The sequence below is a fragment of the Streptomyces sp. NBC_00669 genome, assembly GCF_036226785.1.
GTDB lineage: Bacteria > Actinomycetota > Actinomycetes > Streptomycetales > Streptomycetaceae > Actinacidiphila.
The window spans coordinates 556,269-573,534 of the sequence record NZ_CP109018.1; the positions used below are offsets into that span (position 1 = coordinate 556,269).

4 protein-coding genes are annotated in these 17,266 nt (G+C 73.6%); 1 reads left to right on the forward strand and 3 read right to left on the reverse strand.

The features are described from left to right. Positions 1 to 58 precede the first annotated feature (58 nt). A complete protein-coding gene (locus tag OG896_RS02345) occupies positions 59 to 3,055 on the forward strand; it encodes a helix-turn-helix transcriptional regulator (protein WP_329361894.1) in 2,997 nt (998 codons plus the stop codon). Between the two features lie 339 nt (positions 3,056 to 3,394). Here the strand turns inward: OG896_RS02345 and OG896_RS02350 are convergent, their stop codons facing one another. The 3 genes from OG896_RS02350 to OG896_RS02360 form a co-directional block, all read right to left on the reverse strand. Next, complete coding sequence (locus OG896_RS02350; RefSeq protein ID WP_329361896.1) at positions 3,395 to 4,486, reverse strand: IS630 family transposase; 1,092 nt, start codon at positions 4,484 to 4,486, stop codon at positions 3,395 to 3,397. A 400-nt stretch (positions 4,487 to 4,886) separates the two neighbouring features. Next, entirely contained in the window at positions 4,887 to 6,230 is a 1,344-nt protein-coding gene (locus tag OG896_RS02355; RefSeq protein ID WP_329361898.1) for a cysteate synthase, read from the reverse strand. A 29-nt stretch (positions 6,231 to 6,259) separates the two neighbouring features. Further along, on the reverse strand, positions 6,260 to 17,098 hold the full coding sequence (locus OG896_RS02360) for a non-ribosomal peptide synthetase (RefSeq protein WP_329361900.1): 10,839 nt from the start codon (positions 17,096 to 17,098) through the stop codon (positions 6,260 to 6,262). Positions 17,099 to 17,266 lie beyond the last annotated feature (168 nt).

Sequence of the window (17,266 nt, forward strand, 5' to 3'; positions counted from 1 at the left end):
CCGACGAGCGTTCCCCCCGCCCCTGGCAGATGATCAGAGCCGGAGATACCCTCCGTTGGTGCTCATCACATCACCAACGGTGATCGGGCGCGGCGCTGAACTCGCCGTGCTCGACGCGAGTCTCGCCGCTGCCCGTGAAGGGGACGGCCGGGCGGTGTTCCTGCTCGGCGAGGCCGGGATCGGCAAGTCGCGCCTGGCCGCGGAGTGCGCGTTCCGCGCGTTCACCCGCGGCCTGGCGGTGCTGCGCGGCCGGTCCGGGGCCGCCAGCGGCGCCGCCGCGCCCTTCCGCCCGATCGCCGAGGCCCTGCTGTCGTTCGTCCGGCTCGGCGGCCTGCCCGAGGACGCCGAACTCGCCCCGTACCGCTCGGCGTTGGGCGGCCTGCTGCCCGAGTGGCGCGCCACCGGGCACCCGGGGGCGCCGGCCTCGCCGGTGGAGACGGCCGAGGCGATGCTGCGGCTGCTGGTCACCATCGGACGGGACCTGACGCAGCACCGGCACCCCGGTTGCCTGCTGGTCCTGGAGGACCTGCACGACGCCGACACCGAGACCCTCGCCCTCATCGAGTACCTGTGCGACAACCTCCGGGGGCAGCCGATCTTCCTGCTGGCCACCCTCCGCCCGGAGCCAGGACCGGCCGAGCAGTTGGCCCGGCAGGTCGCCCAGCGCCGGTCCGCGGTCCTCGCCGAACCGCGCCCGCTGACCGGCGAGGAGGTCCGGGTGATGGCCGAAGCGGCCCTCGCGGCCACCGGACCGCCGCCGCACGAAGCGGCGGTCGGGCTGCCCCAGGAGGTGGTCGACCGGCTCGCCCGGGACGCCGACGGCAACCCGTTCGTCGTCGAGGAACTGCTCAGCGGCATGATCAGCGCCGACGTGCTGCGCCGCGGGCCGGCCGGCGGCTGGCAGGTCTGCGGCGATCTGGACATCGATGTCCCCCGGACCGTCGTGCACAGCGTCTCCCAGCGCTCCGCCCGGCTCAGCCCGGACGGGCGGGCCCTGCTCAACAGCGCCGCCGTGCTCGGCCGGCGGTTCTCGCTGGCGGTCCTGCAGGCGGTCAGCGGGCTGCCGGACCGCGACCTGCTGGTCCATCTGCGGGCCGGCATGGACGCCCACCTCATCTCGCCCAGCCGTCCGGTGGGCGACTGGTACGAGTTCCGGCACACGCTCACCGCCGAGGCTCTCGTCGCCGCGCTGGTGCCCGCGGAACGCGCCGCGATCGCGGCCCGGGGCGCCGACGCGATCGAACGCGCGCACCCCGGGCTGCCCGGTGAGTGGTGCGTCCTGGTCGCCGCCCTGCGGCAGGCGGCCGGGGACGCCCGGGCCGCCGCGCTGCGCTTCGCGGAGGCCGGCCGGTCCGCACTGGACAGCGGCGCCGTCAACTCCGCCGTGTCACTGCTCGAACGGGCCCTCGACCTGCTGCCCGGGGCCGACCAGGCCGCCGAACGGGCGCCGCTGGTCGAGCAGTTGGTGTACACGCTGGTGGAGAACGGCCAGCTGGACCGGGCCTGCGCCCTGGCCGACGAGCTGCCGGAGGCCGGTCCTGGCGCCCTGGACGCGGTCCGGGCCGCCACCTTGCAGGCCCGGATCGCCTGGGCGGCCGTGACGGCCGCGCGGTTCGAGGACGCCGCGGGGCGGGTGCGCCAGGTCCGCCAACTGCTCCGGCTGGTTCCCGACGGCGACGGCCCGTCCGCCGGCGCCGCGCTGGGGCCGGCGGTCAAGATGGTCGAGGCCCATCTGATCCTCTCCGGCGTGCGGGAGAGCGGCGGCGACCGCACCCACGAGGCGGAACGGCTGGCCCGGCAGGCCGCGGACGGCGCGGAGCGCGCCGGGCTGCCGGAGATCGCCTGCCAGGCATGGCAGTTACTCGCCGTGCTGGCCCGCCGGCACGGCTTCGAGCAGTCCGACACGTACCTGGAGAAGTGCCTCGTGCTGGCCAACGAGCACCGGCTGACCGCGTGGCAGCTCGACACCCTGATGTGGCTGGGCGTCAACGACTTCATGCGCACCGGCTCCTCCGCCCGCCTGGAGCGGGCCCACCGGGCAGCGCTCGGGCACGGCGCGCTGGCACTGATGTACCGGGCCGAGGCCGCCATGGCCATGCAGCAGGTCCTGCGCGGCGACTACGCCGGGGCACAGGAGCTGGCCGACCGCTGCGCCGAGGGCACCGCGCGGCTGCGGGACGCCGACAACCACCAGTTCGTCCTGCTCACCCGTGTGGCGCTCGCCGCCCACCAGGGGCGGCGCCGGCAGATGGAACGGGAGCTGGCCGAGTTCCGCCGCTGGGGCGGTGAGCAGTCGCTCCAGTCGCCGCAGGCGTTCGGCAGCCGCGCCATCTGCGCGCTGCTGGAGGAGGACCAGGAGCGGGCGCTGCGCGAACTCGACGAGGCGTTCGCCTGGGAGCAGGGCAACCCTTCCGTGCACTACCTCAACGGCCGCTACGGACTGCGGCCGCTGCTGCGCGCGCTGACCGGGCAGGCCGGCCCCGAGGAGCACGCGGAGATCGTCGCCGACCCCTCCGCGGCGCTCCCCTGGAACCGGCAGTTCGAACGGCTCGCGTTCGCGGTGCACGAGGGCCGGGCCGGCCGCGGAGCGGCGGCCGAGGCCGCGGTGGCGCAGGCGCAGGAGGCGGGCGAGCCGTTCCTGATGGCCCGCCGGCTCGGCCAGCGGCTGGTGGCGCCGGTGGCGCTGGCCGACGGCTGGGGTGACCCGGTGGGCTGGCTGCGCGACGCCGAGGAGTACTTCTACGGCGCGGGCGTGCCAGCCGTGGCCAACAGCTGCCGCGACCTGCTGCGCCGGGCGGGCGCGACCGTCCGGCAGCGGCGGGACGGAACGCCCGGCGTACCGACCCAGCTGCGACGCCAGGGGCTGACCGCACGCGAGTACGAGGTGTTCTTGCTGCTCGCGCCGCGCCTGGGGAACCAGGAGATCGCCGAGCGGCTGTACATCTCCCCGCGGACGGTGGAGAAGCACGTCGCCAAGCTGCTCGCCAAGACCGGCCGGCCGCACCGCTCGGCCCTGTGCGACTACGCGACCGAACTCATCGCGCAGCTCCACTGAGCCGGCCGCGAAGCGTACGCGCGCGAGGCGTACGAGCACGGGGCGTACGGGCGCGGGGCGCGGGTCAAGCGGCGGCCGACCCGGTCGGGGCGTCGGCCCCTCCCCTCGCGCCGACCGCCACCGCCGGCCGGACCGGCGTCATCAGATCGAAGGTGGCGCACTCCTCCGGCAGCCCTCGTTGCCAGGCAGCAGCGCCGGGCCGGCCACCGCGGCTCCGAGCGGGGCAACGCCCGTGCCGCGCAAGGGGTTCGGGCCCGTCGCGTGCTGATCCGTCATCGTCCGTCCCGCTCTCTCTCGCGCTTCCCTGCCTCGGCGTGGCGGGAGACGCGCCGCGGGGACCTAGTGTTCTGAGTCGGGAATTCGCTTCAGATATCCGGCGAGGCGTTCGAGGATGTCCTCTGCGGTCTTGGTCCAGATGTAGGGCTTGGGATCGGTGTTCCAGGTGGCGATCCACTGGCGGATGTCGGTCTCCAGGGCCTGGACGGATTTGTGGACGCCTCGCCGTATCTGCTTGTTAGTCAGTTCGGCGAACCATCGCTCGACCAGGTTCAGCCAGGACGAGCCGGTCGGTGTGAAGTGCAGGTGGAACCGTGGGTGTGCCAGCAGCCAGGTCTTGATGGCCGGGGTCTTGTGGGTGGCGTAGTTGTCCAGGACCAGGTGCACCTGCAGGTCCGCCGGTATCTCCTTGTCGAGCTTGGCCAGGAACTTCTTGAACTCCTCGGCCCGGTGCCGGCGGTGCAGTGAGCCGATGACCTTGCCCGTGGCGACCTCCAGTGCGGCGAACAGGGTGGTCGTGCCGTGCCGGACGTAGTCGGCCGTCATCCGCTGCGGGACTCCGGGCATCATCGGCAGTACGGGCTGGGACCGGTCCAGTGCCTGGATCTGCGATTTCTCGTCCACGCAGAACACCAGAGCCCGCTCAGGCGGATCCAGATACAACCCGACCACGTCGTGGACCTTGTCGACGAAGTACGGATCGGTCGACAGCTTGAACGTCTCACTACGGTGCGGCTGCAGGCCGAACGCCCGCCACACCCGCGAGACCGTCGACTGCGACAGCCCCGTCTCCTTGGCCATCGACCGCGTCGACCAGTGGGTCGCGTCCTTCGGAGTACGTTCTAAAGTCCTGGCGATCAGGTCCGCCACCTGCTCATCGGTCACCGTGCGCGGGCCACCCGGCCTGGGCATGTCACCCAAGCCGGCGATCCGGTGCTGAACGAACCGCGCCCGCCACCGACCCACCGCATGCGGCGTCGAGCCCACCTCCGCCGCCACGTCTTTGTTCGACGCCCCACTCGAGCAGGCCAGGATGATCCGGCACCGCAAAGCCCACGCCTGCGGCGTCGAACGACGCCGCACCCACCCCTCCAGGGCAGCCCGCTCATCATCCGACAACACCAACTCGGCCTTCGGCCGACCCGTCCGCACCACAGACACAGCCTACCGTTATGAACAGAACTCCCGACTCAGAACACTAGGCCGTGTTTTGGAAGTCCCTCCCCCCCTGCCTTCGGCGGGGGAGGTGCCCCCATCCCGTGGCGCCTGGCACGCACGCTCGCTTCGTTGTCGGGCTTGTCCGAGTAGGCCCCCTACGAGGACAACCCTCCGCCTTGCGATCTGGGGGCACCTCCCACGCCGCAGGCTGTGGGGGAGCACCAGACGCCACGGGCCCCGCCCTTTGGGCGGACGGCGCTACTTCCAAAACACGGCCTAGGCCACCGGCGGCTCCCCGCCGCGCCCGCGGGATCTCTCGCCACGGCCACTCGTATCGCCCATCGTGGACATGTCGCGTCCGCTCGCGCGGCGTGGGGCCGGGCGGCCTGCCGCGCGCTCAGGCGGACGCCTCCGCCGCGGGGAACAGCTCCCGGACCCGCTGGAGGGTGCCGGGGGATTCGAGCGTGGCGGGGTCAAGGCGCAGGACCGGCCGGGGGGCGAGGCCGTCGCGTGTCGCGGCGGACAGCCGGGCGCGGCCGCCGCCGGTGATGTTCAACAGGACGCGGGCACCCCTGGGCACGCGGCCCTCCCGCACGGATCGGCCCAGGCAGGCGAGGGCCACCGCCGCCGCGGGTTCGATGTCGATCCCCTCGGTCCGCGCGAAGAGTTCGGCCGCCGCGCGGGCCGCGTCGCCGGGGCAGTGCAGGACGTCACCGCCGCTCGTGCGCAGCGCCTCCTCGATGCCTCCGGTGAGGGCGTACGGCGGGTGCTGGTTGACGAGTTCGTCCGCGTACACCCGGCCGGTCGCGGCGCGGCGCTGCCGCTTGTCCACCGGGCCGCGGGCCGCGGCGCCTTCGTGCCACAGCCGGTGCACCGGTGCGACGCCCTCGTTCTGGCAGATCAGCAGCCGCGGTGTCGCCGGGCCGTAGTGGCCGGAGGCGATCAGCCGGGTGGCCGCCTCGTGGACCGCGATCGCCCCGACCGCGCTGCCGACGGCCTGGACGTAGACGTCCGGCAGCGCGCCCATCGCCTCGACCGCGGACAGCAGGACCGTGGCGAGACCGTCGCGCCGGGCGACGTTCCACGCCCCGCCCACGGCCCGGAACCCGGGTAACGCCGAGACCCGTTCGGCCAGTTCGATGGCGTCGTCGTAGTCGCCGCCCGCGATCGACACCAGCCGGACGGTCGGCGCGAGGTCGGGGACCGCGGCGAACCGGTGCAGTCCGCTGTCCGGCACCACGAGCAGGCACTCCACCCCGGTCCTGGAGAACACGGAGGCGAACGCGGCGGCGGTGTTGCCGACGGACGGCACCACGAGGACCGGGGGACGCTCGGGCAGCCGGCCGAAGACGGCGTACGCCTCGAGTTCCTTGAACGTGCCGGTCCGCAGGTCGGCGCCGCGTTCCGGCCAGTAGCCGTTGAACGCGATCCACAGGTCGTCGAGCCCGAGCGCGCGCCCCAACTCCTCGCCGCGGTAGACGACCGTCCGGCCCGCCCCGGGGAGGGTGCGGACGACCGGCAGCCAGCGCCGGTAGCGGTACAGGCCGTCGGCCGCGGGGCTCACCGCGAGTTCCCGGTCGTGGTAGCGGGTGCGCAGCAGCGCCGGCGCGTGGCTCCGCGGGCAGCGCAGGGTGAGTCCGTCGTCGGCCATGGTGTGGCCGCAGGCCCGGCAGACCAGGTCGTAGTGGCGTGCGGTGTGCGTCGGGACCGTGCTGTTGCGGACAACGTCCTTCGCGCTCACGGGTGTTCCCTCTCCTCGGGCGGTCGGCATCACGCACCGCTCTCGTGGGCGTCCTCCGGCGGCCTCGGCAGGAAGCCCGTCTCGATGAAGTACGTGAGGTACTGGTGCAGCAGCGCGGACCCGACGGGGGCCCCGACGAGCGGGGTTCCGGCCAGCCCCCGCAGGAGGTTGCGCCGGTCGGCCCGGAGCCGGTACGCCCCGGTGGCGGGCCGCGGAGCGCTGTCCAGCAGCAGGGCGGCGTGCAGCGACGTCCGTTCGGAGACGGGCGTCCTCGCCGCCGCGTCCGCGAGCCGCTGCCGCCACGCGTCGTACGGGACGGGCTCCAGGCGATAGCCGAGGGCGGCCACCCGGTCCAGCACGGTCCCGGTCCCGGTCGCGGCCGGCGCGGCGATGTTGTAGACCGTGCCGTCCGCCCGCCCGCCGAGCGCGAGATGGGTGAACGCCTTGGCCACGAAGTCCACCGGGACCAGGTTCGCCTGGAAGTCGACCTCCGTGGCCGGGCGTGCGCCCAGCTCGACGCAGGCCCTGACGAAGTGCCAGAGCGCGTCGTCGCCGCTCACCACGTTGCTGCGGGAGTCGCCGCTGACGTGCGCCGGGCGGTGGACCGCGGTCGGGATGCCCCGTTCGTGCGCGAGGCGGAGGATGCCCTCCGCGACCCACTTGCTCGCCGCGTAGCCGCTGAACTCCAGCAGGGCCGGGTCGCTGCGCCATGCCTCGGGCAGGACCTCGGGGTCGCCGGGGCCCGCGATGGCGGTGCTGAGCGTGGAGACGTAGTGCACCGGCTTCACCCGGTGCAGGGCCGCCAGCCGGCAGATCTCGCGTACCGCCAGCACGTTGGCCTTCCTCAGCCGCGCGTACGGTTCGGTGAGGTTGACCCGGGCGCCGTTGTGGAAGACCGCCTCGACCTGGCGCGCGAGCCGGTCGAAGCGCTCCGGCGGCAGTCCCAGGAGGGGCTGCTCCAGGTCCCCCGGGACGGGGACGATCCGCCCCGCGAACCGCTCCTCCCACAGTCCGTACCCGTCCAGGGTCCGGTGGACCCGCTTCAGGGCCTGGCCCGGATCGGCCGCGCGCACCAGGCAGAAGACGTCCGCTGCCGTGCGGTCCAGCACCTCGCGCAGGATGAACGCGCCGAGGAACCCGGTGGCGCCGGTGAGCAGGACGCTGCGCGGGGCCCGCCCGTCCGGCACCCGGGGCGTGTGCCCCTCGGCGGTGACGGCGGGGTCGAGGTGGACGTCGGCGATCAGCCGGTCCGCGGCGGCGGGCAGGCTCGTCGCCCCGGCCGCCGGGGCCGCGTCCAGCAGCGGCGCGAGCGCGGCGACGGTGTCGTGGTCGAAGATCACCTTCAGCGGAAGGGCCGCGGCCAGGCGCTCGTTGACGATCCCGACCAGCCGGGTGGCGAGCAGCGAGTGGCCCCCGAGGACGAAGAAGCTGTCGTCGATGCCGACCCGCTCGACGCCGAGCACCTCGGCGAACAGCGCGCACAGTTCCGCCTCGCGCCGCGACCGCGGCTCCCGGCCGGTCACGTCGGCCGGGTACGCGGGCACGGGCAGGGCCCGCCGGTCCAGCTTCCCGTTCGCCGTGAGCGGCAGCGCGTCCAGCACGACCACGGCGGCGGGCACCATATGGGCCGGCAGCCGGTCGGCGACGGCCGCCCTCAGCTCCGCGGCGCTGACGTCCGCGCCGGGGGCGGCCGGGACGACGTAGCCGGTCAGGCGCTTGTCCCCGGGCGTGTCCTCCCGCACCACCACCACGGCCCGGGAGACCCGGTCGTCGGCGAGGAGGGCCGCCTCGATCTCGGCCGGCTCGATCCGGAAGCCGCGGATCTTGACCTGGTGGTCGGCCCGGCCGACGAATTCCACCAGCCCCTCGGGGCTCCACCTCACCACGTCGCCGGTGCGGTACATCCGCTCCCCGGACCGGTGGGGGTCGGCGACGAAGCGCTCGGCCGTCAGCGCGGCCCGGCCGAGATAGCCGCGCGCCACATGGGCCCCCGCGACGTACAACTCGCCGGGCACACCCGGTGGGACGGGGCGCAGCCACGCGTCGAGCACGTACACCCGGGTGTTCCAGTAGGGGCGTCCGACCGGCACCGCGCCCCGCGGTGTCGGGGTGCCGGGCGCCATCCGGTGGTCGAGGCAGTTCACCGTCACCTCGGTGGGGCCGTAGGCGTTGACCACGACGGCGTCCGGGTGGCGGCGGCGCCACGGGTCGAGCGCCTCGCCGGTCAGCGCCTCCCCGCCCACGATCAGCGTGCCCGACGGGGACGCCCCGGGCGGCAGCGCCGCCAGCAGGGGCAGGTGCGAGGGGGTCACCTTCATGTACGACGGCCGCGGTCCGAAGACCACCTCCTCGTCCAGGTCCGCCAGCCGTACCGCCCCGCCGGAGACCAGCGGGACGTACAGCGCGGTCACCGTCGCGTCGAACGAGATCGAGGCGTGGAGCAGTGCGGTGCCGCCCGCCACGTCGCCGTGCACCGCGCGTTCCCGGGCCAGGTAGGCGACCACCGACCGGTGTTCGACCACCACGCCCTTGGGACGGCCGGTGGAGCCGGAGGTGTAGATCACGTACGCGGGGTGCTCCGGCCGCGGCCGGCTCCGGCGCTCGGTGTCGGTGAGCGCGTGCGTGCCCGCGGCGGCCAGCGCGGCGCGGACCCCGGGCGTGCCCAGGACGATCCGCGGCGGCACCCCGGGCCCCTCGGGAAGCGCTGCCTCCAGCCGGTCCGCCACCGACGTGTGGGTGAGGACGGCGACCACCCCGGCGTCGGCGGTCGTGCTCGCGATCCGCTCCGCCGGGTACGCCGGGTCGACGGGCACGTAGGCGCCGCCGGCCTTGAGCACCGCCAGGTAGGCGACGACCAGCGCGGCGGAGCGGTTCATGACCACCGCCACCCGCGACTCGGGCCGCACTCCCCGGGCGAGGAGCAATCGGGCCAGCGCGTTCGAGCGCTCCTGGAGTTCGGTGTACGTCAGCCGGGCGTCCTCCGACACCACCGCGACGGCGCCGGGGGTACGGGCGGCCTGCTCGTCGACGAGTTCCGGCACCGTGGCGGCGGGCACCTCGCGGGCCGTGTCGTTCCACTCCACCAGGACCCGGTGCCGCTCGGCCCCGCCCAGGACCGGAACCCGGCCCAGCGGGGTGCCGGGGTCGGTCTCCAGGGCGGACACCACCCCCTCGGCCGCGGTCAGGAACAGGGTGCGCACGCAGTCGGGGTCGATCGGCTCCGCCGCCTGCGCGACGACCACGAACCCCGTACCGAGGTCGTCCACGGCCACCGTGAGGGGGTAGTTGGTCCGCCCCTTCGCGGAGAGGACCTCGACGCCGTCGAAGAGCCCGCCGACCTGGCGGCGGGCGTCGCTGTGGCGGTAGTTGAAGAGGGCGGTGAACAGCGGTGCCGGTGCGGCGACGCCGCTGGCGCGCTGGGCCACCGCGAGGGGCGCGTGCTCGTGGACGAGCAGGTCGGCGAGTTGGGCCCGCATGGCGCCGACCGCTTCGGCCACCGTCACGCCCCGGACGCGGGCCCGTACCGGCAGGGTGTTGATGAACAGGCCGGGGACCCGGTCGGCTCCGGCGCCGGCTCGCATCCGGCCGAACAGCACGGTGCCGAACACGACGTCGTCGCGTCCCGAGACGGCGGCCAGCGTGCGTGCCCAGATGACGTGGAAGACCGTCGCGGGACTGACGCCGTGCCGGCGGGCCTGCTCCCGCACCCGGGCCGCGAGTGCGTCGTCCACCGCGCCCCGGGCCTCGCTGACGGCGCCGACGTCTCCCCGCGCCCGCTCCACGCCGAACGGCGCGGTCGGCTCGGTGACGTCGCCGAGGAGTGCCGCGAAGTGCGCCTCGTGCTCCTTGCTCGGGGTGCCGAGCCGGGCCTGCGCGACGAAGGCGCGGTAGGGCAGCGGTGCGGGCAGCGCGTCCTGGCGTCCGGCGAGCACCTCCCGTACCTCGTCCAGCATCACCTCAAGCGCGGTGTGGTCCTGGATGATGTGGTGCATCCGCAGCACCATGATCCACCGGCCGCCGGTCGGCTCCGCCGTGATGTGCGCGTCCATCAGCGGGGCACGGCCCAGGTCCAGGGCGGTCCCGGCGGCCTCGGCCAGCAGGCGCGCCGCGTCGTCGCCGGCCGCCGGGCCGGCCTCGACCTCGGTCACCTGGATCGCGGCGTGCCGGTGCACCACCTGCACCGGGTGGGGCAGGCCCTGCCAGGCGAGGGCGGTGCGCAGCACGTCGTGCCGGTCGACGACGTGCTGCCAGGCGGCCACGAAGGCGTCGAGGCGGGCCCGGGAGTCGAACCTCAGGACCTGGTGGAGAAGGTAGGGGTCGTGGCCGTCCCGGGCCGCCAGCCGGTGGTGGAAGAAGAGCCCTTCCTGCAACGGGGCCAGCGGGTAGACGTCCGCCACGTTCGCGGCGCCGCCGGGCACACCGGCCACCGCGTCGGCCAGCTGGCGGGCGGTCAGCCCGGCGAAGGGCACCATCCGGGGGGTGATCGCCGTCGCCTGCGCCGGAATCAGGCACGGTGGCACCACGACCTCGTCGCGGACCTCGGCTGCGGCCAACCGGGCCACGGTGGGCGCCGCGAACAGGGTGCGGACGTCGACCGAGATGCCCCGGGTCCGCAGCCGTTCCACGAGCGCCACGGCGAGCAGGGAGTGTCCGCCGAGGTCGAAGAAGTCGTCGTCCACGCCGACCCGTTGCACCCCCAGCACCTGGGCGAAAGCCGAGGACAGGATCTCCTCCCGCACCGACACCGGACCCCGACCACCACCACGACCCGACCCCGCCCCGTAATCCGGAGCCGGCAACGCCCCACGATCCAGCTTGCCGTTCACCGTCACCGGCAACGCACCCAAAACCACCACCGCCGCCGGCACCATGTAATCCGGCAACAACCCCCGCACAAAACCCCGCACCCCCTCAGCGAAACCCGCACCACCACCCGCCGAATCCGCCACCACATAAGCCACCAACCGCTTGTCCCCCGGCACATCCTCCCGCACCACCACCGCAGCCTCCCCCACCCCCGCACACCCCACCACCACCGCCTCCACCTCAGCCGGCTCCACCCGAAAACCACGAATCTTCACCTGGTCATCCACCCGCCCCACAAACTCCAACACCCCACCCACACCCCACCGCACCACATCCCCCGTCCGATACATCCGCTCCCCACACCCGAAAGGACTCGCCACAAACCGCTCCCCGGTCAAACCCGCCCGCCCCACATAACCCCGCGCCATCCCCGCACCCGCCAGATACAACTCCCCCACCACACCCACCGGAACCAACCGCAAACCCCCGTCCAACACATACACCCGCGTATTGTCCATAGGCCGCCCGATCGGCAACACCCGACCCACCCCACCCGAACCGTCAAAAGCCACCTGCACCGAACACAACGTCATCTCCGTCGGACCGTAGAGATTGCGCACCACCACGCCGGGAACGGCCTCCAAGACCCGCCGCGCCGCGATGGCCGGGACGACATCCCCGCCGGTGTTGACCTCGACCACGCCGGCGAACGCCGCCGGGTCCTCCTCCGCCACCACCCGGAACAGCCCCGCCGTCACATGCACATGCGTCAACGCGTACCGCGCGATCAACGACCGCAACACCCCCGCGTCGAACTGCACCTCCGGCGCCACCACCACCTGACCGCCACCCAGCAGCGGCGCCCACAACTCGTACGTCGAGGAGTCGAAGGAATGCGGGGAACGCAGCAGCACCCGCAGCGGCTCCTCATGGCGCCAGCACGCGTCACTCGCGAGATCCACCACGTTCTGATGGGTGACGGCGATCCCCTTCGGCACGCCGGTCGAACCGGACGTGTACATGATGTACGCCAACTGGTCGGGAACGCACCGGGCCGGCAGCGCCGAACCGTCACCGGACCAGCCAGATCCGGCCGCGACCTCCACGACGGTGCCGCCCCGAGCCCGGAACGCGCCCACCGCCGGGTGCCCGTTCATCGCGGCGTCCACCAGCAGCAGCTCCGCCGACGCTTCCGCCATCAGCACCCGCATCCGCTCCGCCGGGGCCCGCAGGTCCAGCGGCACATAGGCGCCCCCCGCCTTCAGCACCGCCAGCAACACGACCACCAGCTCGGCGGAACGCTCCATCAGCACCGCCACCCGCGCCTCGGGCGCCACGCCCCGGTCCACCAGCCGCCGCGCGAGGACGTTGGAGCGCGCCTCCACCTCCGCGTACGTCAGCTCGCGGTCCTCGGCCCGCAACGCCGGTGCCGTCGGGGTGCGTGCCGCCTGCGCCGTGAACAGCTCCGGCACCGTGCCCACCGGTGCCTCGCACGCCGTGTCGTTCCACTCCGCCAGCAGGCGGTGCCGCTCCTGGTCGCCCAGAATCCCGATCCGGCCGACGGGCTGCGCGGGGTCGTCGGCGACGGCTTCCAGCACCCTCAGCAGCCGCTGGGCGATCGCCTCCGCGGTGGACGGGTCGAACAGGTCGGTGGCGAAGACGATGTCGCCGAGGAGACCGGCGGGTGAGCCGTCGGGCGCGAACCGCTCGGTGAACTGGATGTCCAGATCGAACTTGGCCGCGGGCCGTCCGGCGGGGTGCTCCTCGGCCCGCAGCCCCGGCAGTTCCAGCGCCGCGGCGTCGGTGTTCTGGACCGCGAGCATCACCTGGAACAGCGGGTGCCGTGCCATCGACCGCTGCGGGGCGATCTCCTCGACCAGCCGCTCGAAGGGGATGTCCTGGTGCTCGAAGGCGTCCAGCACCGTCTCCCGCACCCGGTCCAGGAGTGCGGTGAACGCCGGGTCGCCCGACACGTCGGTCCGCACGACCACCGTGTTGACGAAGAACCCGACCAGGTCGTCGGTGGCCTCGTCGGTACGGCCCGCGACCGGACTGCCGATCGGGAGGTCGTGGCCGGCGCCCAGCCGGGACAGCAGTGCCGCCAGCGACGCGTGCAGCAGCATGAACATCGTCACGCCCTGCCGCTGCGCCAACGCGTGCAGGCGCGCGTGCAGTTCGGCCGGAATCCGCATGTCGGTGCGCCCGCCGCGGTGGCTCGCCACCGCGGGGCGCGGCCGGTCGGCGGGCAGCACGATCTCCTCCGGCGCCCCCGCCAGCCGCTGCCGCCAGTGCGCGAGGTCCGAGGCGAGTGCGTCGGCGCCGCCGCCGTCGGCCACCGCGCGCTGCCAGAGCGCGAAGTCCGCGTACTGCGCCGGCAACGGCTCCCATGCCGGAGCCCGCCCGGCCCGGCGGGCCGCGTACGCCCTCGACAGGTCGCGCCACAGCGGCCCCATCGACCAGGCGTCTCCGGCGATGTGGTGCACGACCAGCACCAGTACGTGCTCCTGGGGCCGGTCCTTCTCGCCTCCGAGCGGGTCGTGGTCCGGTGCGATCGACAGCAGCGCGGCCCGGAGCGGAAGTTCCGCCGTGAGGTCGAAGGTGTGCGCGGCGGCCTCGGTCACCTGCGTGTCCAGGTCGTCCCGTGCGACCTCGGTCACCGCCAGGTCCAGGCGCGCGGCGTCCGCGGGCAGCACCCGCTGCCACGGTTCGCCCTGGTCCGACGGGTAGAGGGTGCGCAGGACCTCGTGCCTGGCCACCACGTCGGCGAGCGCGTCCGCCAGGGCCCGCGCGTCCAGCGCACCGGTCAGCCGCACGGCGATCGGGATGTTGTAGGTGGTGTTCGGGCCTTCCAACTGCGAAAGGAACCAGAGCCGTTGCTGGGCGAAGGAGAGCGGCGGCCGGTCGGGCCTGGGCCCCGCCACCAGGGGGGCGTGTACGGGACGTGTGCCGCCCAACCCGCGGGCGAGCCCGGCCACGGTCGGGGTGTCGAACACCTGCCGGATCGGCACCTCGACGTTCAGCGTCGCCCTGATCCTGCTGATCAGGCGGATCGCCAGGAGCGAGTGCCCGCCGAGGTCGAAGAAGTCGTCGTCGACGCCGACCCGTTGCACCCCCAGCACCTGGGCGAAAGCCGAGGACAGGATCTCCTCCCGCACCGACACCGGACCCCGACCACCACCACGACCCGACCCCGACCCGTAATCCGGAACCGGCAACGCCCCACGATCCAGCTTTCCATTCCCCGTCACCGGCAACGCACCCAAAACCACCACCGCCGCCGGCACCATGTAATCCGGCAACAACCCCCGCACAAAACCCCGCACCCCCTCAGCGAAACCCGCACCACCACCCGCCGAATCCGCCACCACATAAGCCACCAACCGCTTGTCCCCCGGCACATCCTCCCGCACCACCACCGCAGCCTCCGCCACCCCCGCACACCCCACCACCACCGCCTCCACCTCAGCCGGCTCCACCCGAAAACCACGAATCTTCACCTGGTCATCCACCCGCCCCACAAACTCCAACACCCCACCCACACCCCACCGCACCACATCCCCCGTCCGATACATCCGCTCCCCACACCCGAAAGGACTCGCCACAAACCGCTCCCCGGTCAAACCCGCCCGCCCCACATAACCCCGCGCCATCCCCGCACCCGCCAGATACAACTCCCCCACCACACCCACCGGAACCAACCGCAAACCACCGTCCAACACATACACCCGCGTATTGTCCATAGGCCGCCCGATCGGCAACACCCGACCCACCCCACCCGGACCATCAAAAGCCACCTGCACCGAACACAACGTCATCTCCGTCGGACCATAGGTGTTCCGTACGGTGATTCCCGGTGCGGCTTCCAGTACGCGGCGCGCGGCGGCGGCGGGGACGACGTCGCCACCCGTGCTGACCTCGACCACGCCGGCGAACGCCGCCGGGTCCTCCTCCGCCACCACCCGGAACAGCCCCGCCGTCACATGCACATGCGTCAACGCGTACCGCGCGATCAACGACCGCAACACCCCCGCGTCGAACCGCTCCTCCGGCGCCACCACCACCTGACCGCCACCCAGCAGCGGCGCCCACAACTCGTAGGTGGAGGCGTCGAAGGAGTGGGGCGACCGGAACAGCACCCGCAGCGGCTCCTCATGGCGCCAGCACGCGTCACTCGCGAGGTCCACCACGTTCTGATGGGTGACGGCGATCCCCTTCGGCACGCCGGTCGAACCGGACGTGTACATGATGTACGCCAACTGGTCCGGGACGCAGCGGACCGGCAGCGCCGAACCGTCACCTGTCGAGGCGGGTCCGGCCTCGACCACGCGGACACCCGAGGCGGCCGCGTCCCGCGCGAAGCCGCCCCCGCCGGCGGCGGCGTCGACCAGCAGCACACCGGCGCCGGTCTCCGCGAGCAGCCGCCGCAGCCGCTCCGCCGGGGCCCGCGCGTCCAGCGGCACGTACGCGCCCCCCGCCTTCAGCACCGCCAGCAACACGACCACCAGCTCGGCGGAACGCTCCATCAGCACCGCCACCGGTGACTCCGGCCCCACCTCGTGGTCGGCCAGCACGCGCGCGAGCCGGTCGGACCGCTCGTCCAGTTCCCGGTACGACAGCCGCTCCGCTCCGGACGCCACCGCCACCGCCTCGGGGGTGCGGGCCACCTGGGCGGCGAAGAGTCCCGGCACCGTGCCCACCGGCGCCTCGCACGCGGTGTCGTTCCACTCCACCAGCACGCGACGCCGCTCGGCCTCCCCCAGCAACTCGACGTCGCCGAGCGGGCGGTCCGGGTCCAGCGTGGCGAGGTCGTCCAGGAACCGCGCGAACCGCTCGGCGTGCAGCGCGACCTCGTCGGCGCGGTACAGCGCGGGGTTCGCGTCCACGTGGAGGTGCATGCCGTCCGACCTGCGGTCGTGCACGACGAACGCCAGGTCCTCGACGGGAACGTTGGCGACGTTGTGCGCGGTGGTCCGGCAGCCGGCGAACGTGATGTCGGACGCGGCCGGCTGGATGTTCACATGGGGGCCGTACAAGGGCTCGTCCACGTGCGTGAGGCCGCGGTCCCGCCGCATCTGCTCCATCCGGTAGCGCTGGTGGCGCAGGGCGGCGCTGACGGCCGTCCGGGTCTCCAGGACGAACGCGCGCAGGCTCCGCTCCGGGTCCACCGTGAGGCGCAGCGGCAGGATGTTCGCCATCATGCCGGGAACCGACCGGGTCTCCTCCGCCACGCGGCCGGTGACCGGCACGCCCAGGACCACGTCCTTGGCACCTGTCGCCAGGTGCAGGTAGACCGCGGTGGCCGCGATCGCCAGCGCGGGCCAGTGCACCCCGAGACGCCGGGTCGCTCCCCGCAGGCGGGCGGACCGGTCGGCGGAGAGGTCCACGGTGTGCCGCAGGTTCGCGGGGGACGCGGGCGCGGACCGGCCGGCGAGGGTGACGGGGGCGGGCAGGTCGGCCAGTCGCTCGCGCCAGAACCCGCGGTCCTGGGCGTACTGCTCGGAGCTCCGGTACGCCTCGTCCGCCGCCACCAGTTGCCGGTACGGGGGCAGGGGCCGGCCCGTGCCGGAGGAGCCGCCCTCGGCCAGCGCGGTGTAGATCTCCGCCATCCGGCGCGCGGTCAGCGTGGTGCCGTGGCCGTCCTGGAGCGCGTGGTGGAACACCTGCGTCCAGTAGAAGTGGTCGGGGGCGGCGCGGAACAGGACCGTGGTGCTGTGCGGGTCGCGCTCCAGGTCGACCCGGCGGGCCAGTTCGGTGTGCGTCCAGGCCCGTACGGCGCCCCAGGGGTCGGCCTCGTCGCTGACGTCCCTCACCCGCGGCGGCTGTCCGGAACCGGGGAACTGCCGCAGGCCCTCCGGGGTCCGGGTGACCTGCAACCGGCCCGACTCGTTCTCCTCGTGGAGTTGTTCCGCGGCGCGCTGGAACAGGTCGACGTCGATCGGGGCGTGGATCTCCAGGATCTCCGCGCATCGGTAGGCCGGGTTTCCCGGCGCCAGGTGCTGCGCGAACCACATGCCCTCCTGGGCGGCGGTCAGCTTGAGGAGCCCCTCACCAGATCGGTCCACGCCATCCATCCCAACCGCTCGACGGTGTTCCCCCCACCTTCCGGTGCCGCGTCGGTCCCGCGGTATCAGCGTTCGCCGCCGTTACGGGCGTGATCACCCGACCGCCGGGGGTCGTTCGGGCCGCCGTGCGGCCGATCCGCGCGGTACGCCGGCCGGTGGCGGGGGGAT